We start from the raw sequence: 13,203 nt of genomic DNA on the forward strand, positions 1-13,203 counted from the left end.
CCCCCTATGCCCATTTACACCGCCCCCGTTGACGACTGGCAATTCCTGCTGCACGACGTGCTGCACGTGGACCAGCACGCCGAGTTGCCCGGTTTCACCGACCTCGACCCCGACTTCACCGGCGCCGTGCTCGGTGCGGCCGCGCGTTTTCACGAAGAGGTGCTGCACCCCATCAACCTGCGGGCCGATGCCGAGGGCGCCCACATCCAGAACGGCCAGGTGCAGACCCCGCAGGGCTACATCGAAGCCTGGGCGGCCTACCGCGCCGCGGGCTGGCACCGCATCAGCCTGCCCGCAGCGCTGGGCGGCGGCGGGCTGCCGCCCATCATGTCGGTGCCCATCAGCGAGCTGCGCGCGTCCACCGGGCATTCCTTTTCCATGTACAGCAGCTTTTGCGCCCCCACCGCGAGCATGCTGTCCCGCCTGGGCCAGCCCTGGATGCAGACGCACGTGGTGCCCCGCCTGTCCGACGGCGACTGGACCGCCACCATGTGCATGACCGAGCCGCAGGCCGGCACCGACCTGCGCCAGCTGGGCACCCGCGCGGTGGAGCAGGCCGATGGCACCTGGCGCATCACGGGGCGCAAGATCTTCATTTCGGGCGGCGAACACGACCTGACGGACAACATCGTCCATGTGGTCCTGGCCAAAGTGCCCGACGCCAGCGGCCAGCTGCCCCGGGGCCTGTCGGCGGTCAACGTCTTCCTGGTGTCCAAGCGCCTGATCGACCCCGCCACCGGGCAACTGGGGGCGCTCAACGGCGTGCACGCCCGCTCCATCGAACACAAGATGGGCATTGAGGGCAGCGCCACCTGCGCACTCGACTTCGAAGACGCCGTGGCCTGGCGCATCGCGGACGAGCGCCGCACCGGCACGTCGGCCAACATGGCGCCCATGTTTCTGCTGATGAACTACGCCCGTGTTGGCACCGCCATGTCCGGCATCGCCTACGCCGAAATCGCGCGCCAGAACGCCGCGGCCTATGCGCGAGAACGCCTGTCGGGGCAAGCCAGCACACCCTCGCGCTACCCGCAGCAGGTGGCCGACCCCCTCATCGCCCACGCCGATGTGCGCCGCTTGTTGCTGGAGTCGCGCGCCTTTGCCGAAGGCGCGCGGGCCGGGGCGCTGCGCGCCGCGCTGTGGCAATCGGTGGCCGAACACGCCGAAGACCCCGCCGAGAAGGCCGAGGCGTCCGACCTGCTGGAGATCCTGACGCCGGTCATGAAGGCCTACTTCACCGACAAAGGTTTTGAGGCGGCGGTGGCCTGCCAGCAGGTGCTGGGTGGCCACGGCTACGTCAAGGACTACGGCCTGGAGCAGTACGTGCGCAACGCGCGCATTGGCCAGCTGTACGAAGGCGCCAACGGCATCCAGGCCATGGACCTGCTGCACCGGAAACTGAACCTCCACCACGGTCGCGCCCAGCGCAGCTTCCTGAGCGCGCTCGCCGGCTGTGTGGAGCGCAACGCCCACAACCCCCAATTGCACGCCTTCACCGCACCCCTGGCCGCGGGTCTGGAGCGCCTGCGCACCACGCTCGACTGGCTCGCCGAACACACCGCCGCAGCGCCCGACCGCGCCAACGCCGGTGCCTACGATGTGCTGACCGTGTTCGGCATCCTGTACATCGGCTGGAACTGGGTGGACATGGCCGCCGTCGCCACCAATCCCGAGGCCTGCCGCTTTGCCTCGGCCCAGACCCGGCAGACCAAGCTGCAGCTGGGCCGGATCTGGATGGACCGGCAAATGCCCCTGATCCATACACTGTGCGTCCGCATTGAATCGGGCAACGACGCCCTGATGCAGATCGCTGACGAGCTGATCTGACCGAACCGACCCTGAAAGACACCTATGGCCTTGAACGCGCGCGGATTTTTTTATGTGCAGCAAGTGGAACAGCTCGCACGGCGGGTCATTGATCAATGCCTGCAAGCCGAAGGCATGACGGCGGGCCAATACATGACCCTCAGCCTGGTGATCCACCACGAACCCGTCTCGTCGGCAGACCTGGCACGCCGCACCAACATCACCGCCCAATCCATGGGCGAATTCATCAAAGCGCTGGAATCCAAAGGCATGGTCGAGCGGCAGACCGACCCGGCCAACCGGCGCGTCATCCAGGTCAAGTCCACCGAACTCGGGCGCAAAACCCTGGTGCGCAGCGAAGCCAAAGTGGACCACGCCGAACACAACTTTTTCAGCTGCCTCAGCGGCGAGGAATACGTCTACCTGCGCATGCTGCTCAACCGCGTGCGCGCCGCCCAGCAACCCACCGACAAATAACCCCGCCCGCGCACCGGCACCCGTCGCCCGGCCCAGCCCATTCACCACCCCATGGACACACCTTCCCTTCTTCGCGTGCAAAGCATGGCCTGGCAAACACCCCAGGTGCTCAGCATCGTTCTCCAGTCCCCCGACGGCCAGGCGTTGCCCGAGGCCGAACCGGGGTCGCACGTGGACCTGCACCTGGGCCAAGGGCTCTCGCGCAGCTACTCCGTGGTGGGCCATGCGGGCAGCGAATCGTGTTACGAAATCGCGGTGGCCAAAGACGCAAACAGCCGTGGCGGCTCCCGGTTTGTGCACGAAAAGCTGCGCGTGGGCGACCTCGTGGCCACCAGCGCCCCGCGCAACCTCTTCCCGCTGCATGCCGCGGGCCGCTTCCATGTGTTGATCGCCGGCGGCATCGGCATCACGCCCATCTGGGCCATGGTGCAGCGCCTGGAAGCCTTGGGCACCCCCTGGGAACTGCACTTTGCCGCGCGCAGCCGCCGCGACGCGGCCTACCTGAACCGCATCGAATCGCTCGCACAGCGTTCGTGCTGCGGCCGGCTGGTGACCCATTTTGACGATGAAAACAGCGGCATCCCCCCCGATCTCGGCGCCATCGTGAACGCAGCCCCGCCCGGCACCCACTTCTACTGCTGCGGCCCCCAGGGCATGCTCAAGGCCTACGAAAAGGCCACCGCCAGCGTGCCGCCCGACCACGTCCACCTGGAACGCTTCGCCGCCGAAGCGCCCACCGGCGCGGCGGCGGCCTTTCAGGTGCAACTGGCGCGCTCCGGCATGCAACTCACCATCCCGCCAGACCGCACGATCCTGGACGTGCTGCTGGAGCACGGCATCAACGCCCCCTACGGCTGCATGCAAGGCTCCTGCGGCATGTGCGAAACCGCCGTGATCGACGGCACCCCGGCCCATGGGGACATGCTGCTCTCCGACGAGGAAAAAGCGAAAAACGACAAGCTGCTGATTTGCTGCTCACGCAGCCTGTCGCCGGTGCTCACGCTCGATCTGTAAAACGCGGACCCAATGCCCCCCGAACCAAGCCGCTGACGCCGCGAGCCTGCGGGTGGGCAGGTTGGCCAGAATATTCCGCACTGCCCAGCTTCTCTCGCAGGTATTGCGGTACGCATTGCGTTGAACTAAACCGCTGACGCGGTGGCTGGTGCGCAAGCACTGCCACTGGCAATACCACTCCTGCCGCAACCGCCACTGCTCCACCTGTGGCACGCGCGCCAAAGACGCCTGGCTGCAAGCGCGCCTGAATCAAGTGCTGGAGGTGCCTTGCACCCACCGCACGGCCATTGGCAACGAACGCATCCTCAGTCTGCAGGGTGACGAAGTCGTCATCAGCGCCCGCGCCAAACGCCGCGAAGGCCAGGCGGGCGAGCAGGGAAAGAAGCGCACGCTGCGCCTGCGCGGGCCAGACTTCATGGGCCGCTTCGTGCAGCACGTCTTGCCCAGCGGGCTCAAGCGCATTCGGCACTACGGCCTGTTGGCCAACCCCAACGGGACCAAGCTGGCGCAGGCCAGAGCGGCGCTGCACACGCCCGAGCCCAACCCAAAGGCGCAGGAATGCGCGCAAGACTTCATGGCGCGGGTGGCCCGGGTGAACATCCAACAATGCCCGGTGTGCCAGCAAGGGCGCATGGGTGTGGTGCAGACCTTGGCGAGAGCGAAACACCTGCCAGACCCGTTTGAGGGCAGCACCAGAAAAGCCAACAGCCGGGCACCACCAGCGCACGGGCCGTGATCGTGATCGCTGTCTTTGTGAACACCTCAAACCCCTGGTTCAACTGCTCAACAAACAGTTGCGCCAGGGGCGGGTGTGGGCGCTTGGCTGGACTGCCCGATTGCACCGCTCACGGGCTGGGAAAAATGTGGCGGTGGCCGCGCAACAGACCGGAACTGTGGCCCGAAAAAGGCCTTTGCAGACGCCCAGTCAAGCCATAATGATTTCCCATGGCGGGGGTGAAATCATCAATCCCCTATTTGAAGAATTCCACACCACCGCCTCTGCTGCGGTTCAGCTCAACATGGTTCATCTACCGCGAATGACGTCACCGCCGCTGGCTGGCTTGGCTGGTGCGGTAGATAAACGCTAAGTGTTAAGCCTCAAAGATCGCTATGACCTGGCTCGACTTCATCGAAAATCCAAAAACCGTGCTGGGTTATTTTGACGAAACGCCCTCTGTTGAGTCCGTCACTGCTCACTCCCTGGTGCTTCGACGTGATGGACCAGTTGCCGCGCTCGTCTTTGACCTAATTCAATACCCATCGCGCCCATCGCCTCGTTGGCCCGAAGGGTCAAATACGTGCCAATTAACCATCGATGCCATAGGACTTGAGTCTGTTAACTTGTCTGCATGGGGGACTGGTGTCGTCGGCAGAATTGAAATTGAACGCATCGACCAAAATGTTCGCCTTTCGTTCTCGGGGGATGCATCATTCCAAATTACATGCGCGTACTTGCGGATCGCATGTGTCACGGGGTATTTGAATGGTCAGGCTTAATCGGGTAACCGGGAGTCTCTAACTCCCGGCCCCCACACCACCCACCGTGCGGGTCCGCAGTGGGCGGTTCAACAAGTCGGCTCGCTCGACGAAGCCTTCCCTCTTTTCTTCTTTGCCGTATAGCCCTGTGCCTTGCACCACAGGTCTTTCACGCTGAGCAAACCTTGTTCCTGTAACCACGCGTTGGAGATGGCCTGGTTGATCACCGGGGTTCTGGACATCTGCCAGTAGCTGTTGCTGCTGCAGCCGTGTTGAATCGCCGACTTCAGGCTCACGCCCAGGGCCAGCAAGTTCTTGATTTTCGTGCGCGGCCAGCGCCACTGTTTCCAGTAGCACATGCGCATGCGCCGTCTGATCCACTCGTCCAGTTTAGGGACTGGCCGGTCATACTGGCTGATGCCAAAGTACGCCATCCAACCCCGAAGACACTGCCCCAGTTTTCGCAGCCGGTAACATTGCTCTTTATGAGTCCAATTCAGTTTCCCCACAGGGGACTTTCACCCAAAAAGTTCGCAACCATGCTGGGCACACTCAAATCGTTCATGGCCGACACTGCGGCGCGGCCTTAACTCCAAATACAAGGGCTTCCCACCTTTGCAAGGGCAGTGGGCCATGCCAGCACCGCCAATGCATGTTCAACTCAAACTGGAGAATTATGTGAAGAAGGTGAATGAGTTCGTCGAACATCTCAGCGAGGTGTTTCACTTGTTTGGTCTCATCCAGGCTAAAAGCATGTTCGGTGGCTATGGTATTTACCACCAAGATTTGATGTTCGGCCTTGTTGCAGATAACACGCTTTATCTGAAGACCGATGCCGAATCGGCACCCTATTTTTCTGCGGTGGGTTCTTTGCCGTTTGAATACACCAAGAACGGCGTCACCATGAAAATGTCTTACTTTTCGGCGCCCATTGAGGTGTTTGACGAGCCAGAAACGGCCAGGTTGTGGGCGTGCCGTGCCTATGAAGCTGCGCTGCGTTCAAAAAATAAGACCGCCAAGCGGTCTAAATAATTGCGCACGTATTCGTCACAGCATGGGCTCTACAGTGCTTCGTTTGGCTGGCCCTCGCGCTGGCACGATTACATCGGAACGTGCTGGGTCAGATAGCAGCAGGCGCTTTAGGGAAGGGCGAGCAGCAGACTGCAAACGGCGCCACTCTTGCACCGGTACCAGCACGGCCACCTCAGCACCGTTTCTGGTCACCATCTGCGGCCCTTCCATGAGACACGCGTCCAAGAATTCGCTAAAACGGGCTTTCGCATCTTGAACGGGCCATGTAAGCACAGCAATCTCCCAACAACCGATTACTTGAACTTGTAATGGTCCCGGTTCAGCACCGCTGCCACGGCGCTCACGTCTTCGGGGAACATGCCCAGGTTCATGGTGGTGTTGCACATTTCCACCATGCCGCGCAGCAAGCCTGCGGTGTTAATTTTGCCCAGGGGTTTGTACATGGCGCTGCCGTCTCCGCCCACTTTGCTGACATGGCAGGCCACGCACTTGTGTTCGGCGATGAGTTGGGTGCCCAGTGCCAGGTCGGCGTCTTTGAAAATGTCGGCGCCTTGGGCACGGGCCTGGGTGCTGAAAAATACCAAGGAACCGCCCAGCAGCAAGGCGGTGGCGGCCCAGCGCAGCCGGGTGGAAGCGGGGGGCACAGAGCGAGCACGTGATTGCATGGAAAATCCTCCGAAACCGTTCAAAACTGCACTGTATAACGCCCCAGGCTCAACACCCCACGGGGTAATCCATAACCCCAGAAACCGCACCATGACCGTTCACACCATTCTGAAAATGGGCGACCCGCGCCTTCTGCGCGTGGCCCAGCCCGTGACCACCTTCAACACGCCCGAATTGCACCGTCTGGTGGCCGACATGCTGGAGACCATGGCGGTGGCCAACGGGGCGGGCCTGGCGGCGCCACAGATCGGCGTGGACCTGCAGGTGGTGATTTTTGGTACCGATGCGCCCAACCCGCGCTACCCAGAAGCGCCGGTGGTGCCGCGCACGGTGTTGATCAACCCAGTGATCACGGCCCTGGGCGACGAAGAAGAGGAGGCTTGGGAGGGTTGTTTGTCGGTGCCCGGCCTGCGCGGCGTGGTGCCGCGTTTCAAACGCATCCGTTACCAGGGTTTTGACGCCCAAGGCCAGGCCATGGACCGAGAGGCAGAGGGTTTCCATGCCCGGGTGGTGCAGCACGAGTGTGACCACCTGTGGGGCAAGCTGTACCCGATGCGGGTGCGCGACTTCACGCGCTTTGGCTTTACCGAGGTGCTGTTTCCCGGGCTGGACGCGGGCGACGACGACTGACGGGAACTGAAGATCTCAGCCTTCCAGCGTTTCCAGCAGCTCGGTTTCAATCTCGATCTGCCGTTTGTTCACTTGCAGCTGCGGCCCGCTGATGAGGAAGGTGTCTTCCACCCGCTCACCCAGGGTGGTGATTTTGGCCAGTTGCACGCTGATGTCGTAGCGCGCCAGCACCCGTGAAATGCAGTACAGCAGGCCGGCGCGGTCGCTGGCCGACACGCTGAGCAGCCAGCGCTGGGCTTTGTCGTCGGGGCGCAGGTCCACACGCGGCGTGACGGGGAAGCTTTTGACCCGGCGCGACAGGCGGCCTTTGGTGGGGGTGGGCAGGGGGCCGCGTTCGTCGATGGTCTGGGCCAGGTTGTTTTCCACCATGGCAATCAGTTCGCGGTAGTGCTCCGACAGCGTGGGGGCCACCACCTGGAATGTGTCCAGCGCATGGCCGTTTTGGGTGGTGTGGATGCGCGCGTCCAGAATGCTGAAGCCCGAGGTGTCGAAGTAGCCGCAGATGCGGGCAAACAGGTCGTGCTGGTCGGGGGCGTACACCAGCACCTGCAGGCCTTCGCCCTCGGGGGACAGGCGGGCGCGCACGATGCAGTGTTCCGCCGGTGCGTCGTCGCCTGTGTGGGCTTCGCCCTCGGGCGCAGCGGGGCGTTTGGCTGCTGCGCGGGCCTGTTGTGTGGTGATCTGGTTGTGGTTTTGCGAGGCGGCCACAGCCAGTTGCTTGGTCAGCACGCGGGTGTGCCAGGCGATTTCGTCGGCCTGGTGGCGCATGAAGTAGCTCACGTCCAGCGTGTCCCACAGCGCCTTGTGGGCCAGGTGGGGCAGGGCGTGCAGCGCCAGCATGGACAAGGCTTCGCGTTTGCGGCCCTCAATCACCGCGCCGGGGTCGGGCGCCCGCCCGCCGAGGGCGCGCAGGGTGTAGCGGTACAGGTCTTCCAGCAGTTTGCCTTTCCAGGCGTTCCACACCTTGGGGCTGGTGCCCCGGATGTCGGCCACGGTGAGCAGGTACAGCGCGGTCAGGTAACGCTCGTTGCCCACGCGCTGGGCAAAGGCGTTGATCACGTCCGGGTCGCTCAGGTCTTCCTTTTGCGCCATGCGGCTCATGGTCAGGTGTTCCGACACCAGGAATTCCATCAGTTGGCTGTCTTCGCGGGCAATGCCGTGCTGGCGGCAGAAGGTGCGCACGTCTTTGGCGCCCAGGTCCGAGTGGTCGCCGCCGCGGCCTTTGGCGATGTCGTGGAACAGCGCGGCAATGTAGAAGATCCAGGGCTTGTCCCAGCCCGCCGCCAGTTGCGAGCAAAACGGGTATTCGTGCGAGTGCTCGGCAATGAAGAAGCGGCGCACGTTGCGCAGCACCATCAGGATGTGCTGATCGACGGTGTACACATGGAACAGGTCGTGCTGCATCTGCCCGACGATGTTGCGGAACACCCAGAGGTAGCGCCCGAGCACCGAGGTCTGGTTCATCAGCCGTATGGCGTGGGTGATGCCCTCGGGCTGTTGCAGGATGCGCAAAAACGTGGCGCGGTTGACCGGGTCGGCGCGGAACTGGGCGTTCATCACCGGCCGCGCGTTGTAGAGCGCCCGCAGGGTGCGCGCTGACAACCCTTTGATGCCCACCGTGGTCTGGTAGATCAGAAAGGTTTCCAGAATGGCGTGGGGTTGCTGCACGTACAGGTTGTCGTGCGCCACCTCCAGCATGCCGCCTTTGTCAAAAAAGCGCTCGTTCAGCGGGCGCCGGCGGTCCACGCTGGCGTCGTCGCTGCTCAGGCGCTCTTCAATGTTGAGCAACAAAATCTGGTTGAGCTGGGTCACCGCCTTGGCCGCCCAGTAATAGCGCTTCATCAGCGCCTCGCTGGCGCGGCGCGTGCTGCGGGCATGCGGCGTTGTGCGCGCGCCAGGGCTGCTGGGGGTGATCACCGCCGGCACCTGGGCCTTGAAGCCAAACGACTCGGCCACGGCGGTTTGCAGGTCAAACACCAGCCGGTCTTCGCGGCGGTTGGCCAGCAGGTGCAGCCGGGCGCGGATGAGGCTGAGCAGGGCTTCGTTGGCCTTGATCTGGCGCGCCTCCAGCGGCGTGGCCAGGCCTTTGCGGGCCAGTTCGTCCCAGCTGCGACCCAGACCAGCGGCTTTGGCCACCCACAAAATGATTTGCAGGTCGCGCAGACCGCCCGGCGACTCTTTGCAGTTGGGTTCCAGCGAATACGGCGTGTTTTCAAACTTGTTGTGGCGCTGTCGCATTTCCAGCGTTTTGGCCACAAAGAAGGCCTTGGGGTCCATGGCCTCGTTCAGCTGGCTGACCAAAGCCAGAAACTGCGTCTTGCTGCCGCAAATCAGGCGGCATTCCAGCAGCGAGGTTTGCACCGTCACGTCTTTGGCCGCTTCTTCCACGCAGTCGGCCCGGGTGCGCACGCTGGAGCCAATCTCCAGGCCCACGTCCCAGCAAGACCCGATGAAACCTTCCAGCCGGGCTTTCAGGGTTTCGTCTTGCTCGGGCTGGCTGCCGTCGGGCAGCAGCACCAGCACGTCCACATCAGAAAACGGAAACAGCTCGCCTCGGCCATAACCGCCCACCGCCATGAGGGTGAAACCCGGGCCGAAGCCCGCATGGCTCCAGAGCTCGCGCAAGGCCTGGTCGGTCAGGCGCGCCAGGCGCTGCAAAGCGCTGCGCACGCCACGAGACGATGCGCCCTGCACGCCCAATTGGGCCAGCAAAGCCGATTTTTCACTGCGGTATTGGAGGCGCAACGCCCCAATATCGCCTTTGGGGTCGCTCATGGCGGTCTCCTGGTGGCCGGGTTGCCCGCGGTCAGACGGTGGCTGGGGCTTGCGACACAAACGCCGGCACCGGCGGGCTGCCGGCCGAGAGCGTGAGCACTTCGTATCCGGTGGGCGTGACCAGAATGGTGTGTTCCCACTGGGCCGAGAGCGAACGGTCTTTGGTCACGATGGTCCAGCCGTCGCCCAATTCCTTGATGTCGCGCTTGCCCGCGTTGATCATGGGCTCGATGGTGAAGGTCATGCCAGGTTTCAGCTCTTCCAGCGTGCCCGGGCGGCCGTAGTGCAGCACCTGCGGGTCTTCGTGGAAGCGTTGCCCAATGCCGTGGCCGCAGAACTCACGCACCACGGTGAAGCCGTTGCTTTCGGCAAAGGTCTGAATGGCGTGGCCAATGTCGCCCAGGCGCACGCCGGGTTTGACCATGGCAATGCCTTTCCACATGGCTTCAAAGGTGATGTGGCACAGGCGCCTGGCCTGGATGCTGCAAGCCGCTTCGCCACCGATCATGAACATGCGGCTGTTGTCGCCATACCAGCCTTCGGGCGTGATCACGGTCACGTCCACGTTGAGGATGTCGCCTTTTTTCAGCGGTTTTTCATTGGGAATGCCGTGGCACACCACCTGGTTGAGGGAGGTGCAGAGGTGGCCGGGGTAGGGCGGGTAGCCGCTGGGCTGGTAGCCAATGGTGGCCGAACGCGTGCCCTGCTGCTTCATGTATTCGGCCGCCAGGCGGTCGATTTCCAGCGTGGTGATGCCGGGCTGGATCAGCGGTGTCAGGTAGTCCAGCACTTCGGAGGCCAGTCTGCAGGCCACGCGCATGCCCGCAATGCCGGCTTCGTCTTTGTAGGTGATGCTCATGGGGCGCGATTATCCCACCGGGTCTGGATGTGGTCGGCCCGGACGTTCAAGTCCGCTCAGGTGGCCGGGTAAAATTGCGGGTTTCCACCCACTCTCTGGGTTCACGCACCCCAGGCTCCCACCGTGTCCCTGCACCTGCGCTTTTTGGATGGCGGCAACGCCATCAGCGACTTCAAAGTCCAGCAAATCCTGCCCCGCCTTGTGGGCATTTCCGAAAAAATCACCGGCCTCACGGCGCGCTTTGTGCACCTCGCGTCGTTTGACGCCGAGCCCGACGCCGCCACGCTGGAGCGCCTGGGCCAGCTGTTGACCTATGGCGAGCCCTGCACCGAAGCCCACCACCAGCTGGCCAGCAGCGGCGCCCCCGCGCTGTGGGTCATGCCCCGGCTGGGCACCGTGTCGCCCTGGGCCTCCAAAGCCACCGACATTGCCCACAACTGCGGCCTGGCGCTGCACCGGGTCGAGCGGCTGGTGGAGTTCCGGCTGCAGCTCAAAAGCGGTTTCTTGAGCAAAGCCAGCCTGAGCGCCGAGCAGTTGCAGGCCGTGGCCGACGCGCTGCACGACCGCATGACCGAAAACGTGTCGATGGAGCGCAGCCAGGCCAGCGCCTTGTTCACCGAGCTGCACGCCGCGCCCATGGCGCATGTGGATGTGCTGGCGGGTGGCCGCGCCGCTCTGGTGGAAGCCAACACCACCTGGGGCCTGGCCCTGGCCGCTGACGAAATTGACTACCTGGTGAACGCCTTCACCGGCCTGCAGCGCAACCCCACCGACATGGAGTTGATGATGTTTGCGCAGGCCAACAGCGAACACTGCCGCCACAAAATTTTCAACGCGCAGTTCACCATCGACGGCGTGGCGCAAGACAAAAGCCTGTTCGGCATGATCCGCCACACGCACCAGCTGGCGCCGCAACACACCGTGGTGGCGTATTCCGACAACGCCTCCATCATGGAAGGTAACCCGGTGGAGCGCTTCGTGGCGCGCGCCGGTGGCCATGCCTCACCCGCCTACGCCGCCGAGCCGGCCACGCACCACATTTTGATGAAGGTGGAAACCCACAACCACCCCACTGCCATTTCGCCGTTTCCCGGCGCTTCCACCGGCGCGGGCGGTGAAATTCGCGACGAGGGCGCCACCGGGCGCGGCTCCAAGCCCAAGGCCGGCCTGACCGGCTTCACCGTGTCCAAGCTCTGGGGCGGCCTGAGCGACCAGCCGGGCGGCAAGCCCGAACACATCGCCAGCCCGTTGCAGATCATGACCGAGGGGCCGCTGGGCGGCGCGGCCTTCAACAACGAATTCGGCAGGCCCAACCTGCTGGGCTATTTCCGCGAATACGAGCAGGCGGTGGACGGCGTGCAGCGCGGCTACCACAAGCCCATCATGATCGCGGGCGGTCTGGGCGTGATCGACGCCGGGCAGACGAAAAAGATCGAATTCCCCGCGGGCTCGCTGCTGATTCAGCTGGGTGGCCCCGGCATGAAGATCGGCATGGGCGGCAGCGCTGCCAGCTCCATGGCCAGCGGCACCAACGCCGCCTCGCTTGATTTCGACAGCGTGCAGCGCGGCAACCCCGAAATTGAGCGCCGGGCGCAAGAAGTCATCAACCACTGCTGGCAACAAGGCGACAACAACCCCATTTTGGCCATTCACGACGTGGGCGCCGGCGGCTTGTCCAACGCCTTTCCCGAACTGACCAACGACGCCGGACGCGGTGCCCGCTTCGACCTGCGCGCTGTGCCGCTGGAAGAAAGCGGCCTGGCGCCCAAAGAAATCTGGTGCAACGAAAGCCAGGAACGCTACGTGCTGGCCATCGCGCCCGAGTCGCTGGCGCAGTTTCGTGCGTTTTGCGAGCGCGAGCGGTGTCCGTTCGCGGTCGTGGGCGTAGCCACCGAAGAGCGTCATCTGGTGGTGGGTGATGTGGATTTGCCCCTTCCCCCCCTGGGGGAAGGCTGGGATGGGGGCACGCGCGCCGATACCGCATCGTCAGGCATGCCCCCACCCCAACCCTCCCCCAGCGGGGGAGGGAGTGAATACCCCGTCAACATGCCCATGAACGTGCTGCTGGGCAAACCGCCCAAAATGCACCGCGACGTGAAGACCGTGCAGCGCGCTGAAAAGCCCATGGACCTCACCGGCGTGGACCTGCAACAGGCCGTCATCGACGTGTTGAGCCACCCCACCGTGGCGTCCAAGCGTTTCCTCATCACCATTGGCGACCGCACCGTGGGGGGCCTGAGCCACCGCGACCAGATGGTCGGCCCCTGGCAGGTGCCGGTGGCCGACTGCGCGGTGACGCTGGCCGACTTTGCAGGCTTTGCCGGTGAAGCCATGAGCATGGGCGAGCGCACGCCCTTGGCCTCGCTCGACGCGGCTGCGTCCGGCCGCATGGCGGTGGCCGAGGCCATCACCAACCTGCTGGCCGCGCCCATTGAACTGCCCCGCGTGAAGCTGTCGGCCAACTGGAT

The 13,203-nt window shown here is 63.8% G+C and carries 13 protein-coding genes; 8 read left to right on the forward strand and 5 right to left on the reverse strand.

Going from position 1 to position 13,203, the window contains the following annotated elements:
* Positions 1-6: 6 nt before the first annotated feature.
* The 5 genes from Q7J58_RS14920 (at position 7) to Q7J58_RS14940 (ending at position 4,794) form a co-directional block, all read left to right on the forward strand.
* Complete coding sequence (locus Q7J58_RS14920; protein WP_304829643.1) at positions 7-1,827, forward strand: acyl-CoA dehydrogenase C-terminal domain-containing protein; 1,821 nt, start codon at positions 7-9, stop codon at positions 1,825-1,827.
* A 24-nt stretch (positions 1,828-1,851) separates the two neighbouring features.
* Positions 1,852-2,283 (forward strand): MarR family transcriptional regulator, encoded by a 432-nt coding sequence (locus Q7J58_RS14925; RefSeq protein ID WP_304829646.1) that lies wholly within the window; start codon positions 1,852-1,854, stop codon positions 2,281-2,283.
* Between the two features lie 51 nt (positions 2,284-2,334).
* On the forward strand, positions 2,335-3,297 hold the full coding sequence (locus tag Q7J58_RS14930; RefSeq protein ID WP_304829649.1) for a PDR/VanB family oxidoreductase: 963 nt from the start codon (positions 2,335-2,337) through the stop codon (positions 3,295-3,297).
* Positions 3,298-3,445: 148 nt separating this feature from the next.
* Positions 3,446-4,033, forward strand: a complete 588-nt coding sequence (locus tag Q7J58_RS14935) for a transposase (RefSeq protein WP_304829651.1) — start codon at positions 3,446-3,448, stop codon at positions 4,031-4,033.
* A 374-nt stretch (positions 4,034-4,407) separates the two neighbouring features.
* Entirely contained in the window at positions 4,408-4,794 is a 387-nt protein-coding gene (locus Q7J58_RS14940; RefSeq protein ID WP_304829654.1) for an Imm50 family immunity protein, read from the forward strand.
* Positions 4,795-4,862: 68 nt separating this feature from the next.
* Here the strand turns inward: Q7J58_RS14940 and Q7J58_RS14945 are convergent, their stop codons facing one another.
* Positions 4,863-5,282: a group II intron maturase-specific domain-containing protein gene (locus Q7J58_RS14945; RefSeq protein ID WP_304829657.1), complete on the reverse strand. Its 420-nt coding sequence runs from the start codon at positions 5,280-5,282 to the stop codon at positions 4,863-4,865.
* A gap of 169 nt (positions 5,283-5,451) precedes the next feature.
* On the opposite strand from Q7J58_RS14945, the gene Q7J58_RS14950 reads away from it, so the two are divergent.
* Complete coding sequence (locus Q7J58_RS14950; RefSeq protein WP_304829660.1) at positions 5,452-5,805, forward strand: TfoX/Sxy family protein; 354 nt, start codon at positions 5,452-5,454, stop codon at positions 5,803-5,805.
* A 15-nt stretch (positions 5,806-5,820) separates the two neighbouring features.
* Here Q7J58_RS14950 and Q7J58_RS14955 read toward each other — a convergent pair whose 3' ends face one another.
* Positions 5,821-6,189, reverse strand: coding sequence for a type II toxin-antitoxin system Phd/YefM family antitoxin (locus Q7J58_RS14955; RefSeq protein WP_336623500.1), 369 nt, complete (start codon positions 6,187-6,189; stop codon positions 5,821-5,823).
* Positions 6,099-6,470 (reverse strand): hypothetical protein, encoded by a 372-nt coding sequence (locus tag Q7J58_RS14960; RefSeq protein ID WP_304829666.1) that lies wholly within the window; start codon positions 6,468-6,470, stop codon positions 6,099-6,101. The genes Q7J58_RS14955 and Q7J58_RS14960 overlap by 91 nt, the downstream gene beginning before the upstream one ends.
* A 91-nt stretch (positions 6,471-6,561) precedes the next feature.
* On the opposite strand from Q7J58_RS14960, the gene def reads away from it, so the two are divergent.
* A complete protein-coding gene (gene def, locus Q7J58_RS14965; protein WP_304829669.1) occupies positions 6,562-7,101 on the forward strand; it encodes a peptide deformylase in 540 nt (179 codons plus the stop codon).
* 15 nt (positions 7,102-7,116) lie between these two features.
* On the opposite strand, the gene Q7J58_RS14970 is transcribed toward def, so the two are convergent.
* Positions 7,117-9,876, reverse strand: coding sequence for a [protein-PII] uridylyltransferase (locus tag Q7J58_RS14970; protein ID WP_304829671.1), 2,760 nt, complete (start codon positions 9,874-9,876; stop codon positions 7,117-7,119).
* A 31-nt stretch (positions 9,877-9,907) separates the two neighbouring features.
* Positions 9,908-10,735 (reverse strand): type I methionyl aminopeptidase, encoded by an 828-nt coding sequence (map, locus tag Q7J58_RS14975; protein ID WP_304829674.1) that lies wholly within the window; start codon positions 10,733-10,735, stop codon positions 9,908-9,910.
* Between the two features lie 123 nt (positions 10,736-10,858).
* On the opposite strand from map, the gene purL reads away from it, so the two are divergent.
* The coding region (gene purL, locus Q7J58_RS14980; RefSeq protein ID WP_304829676.1) for a phosphoribosylformylglycinamidine synthase at positions 10,859-13,203 on the forward strand (2,345 nt) is incomplete at its 3' end.

The organism is Hydrogenophaga sp. (genome assembly GCF_030656115.1).
In the GTDB taxonomy this organism is placed as follows: domain Bacteria; phylum Pseudomonadota; class Gammaproteobacteria; order Burkholderiales; family Burkholderiaceae_C; genus Hydrogenophaga.

Excerpts from the sequence above, each read along its gene's own strand:
- Q7J58_RS14920 (WP_304829643.1), top strand. The coding sequence starts at position 7 with ATGCCCATTTACACCGCCCCCGTTGACGACTGGCAATTCCTGCTGCAC.
- Q7J58_RS14925 (WP_304829646.1), top strand. The coding sequence starts at position 1,852 with ATGGCCTTGAACGCGCGCGGATTTTTTTATGTGCAGCAAGTGGAACAG.
- Q7J58_RS14930 (WP_304829649.1), top strand. The coding sequence starts at position 2,335 with ATGGACACACCTTCCCTTCTTCGCGTGCAAAGCATGGCCTGGCAAACA.
- Q7J58_RS14940 (WP_304829654.1), top strand. The coding sequence starts at position 4,408 with ATGACCTGGCTCGACTTCATCGAAAATCCAAAAACCGTGCTGGGTTAT.
- Q7J58_RS14960 (WP_304829666.1), bottom strand. The coding sequence starts at position 6,470 with ATGCAATCACGTGCTCGCTCTGTGCCCCCCGCTTCCACCCGGCTGCGC.
- def (WP_304829669.1), top strand. The coding sequence starts at position 6,562 with ATGACCGTTCACACCATTCTGAAAATGGGCGACCCGCGCCTTCTGCGC.
- Q7J58_RS14970 (WP_304829671.1), bottom strand. The coding sequence starts at position 9,876 with ATGAGCGACCCCAAAGGCGATATTGGGGCGTTGCGCCTCCAATACCGC.
- map (WP_304829674.1), bottom strand. The coding sequence starts at position 10,735 with ATGAGCATCACCTACAAAGACGAAGCCGGCATTGCGGGCATGCGCGTG.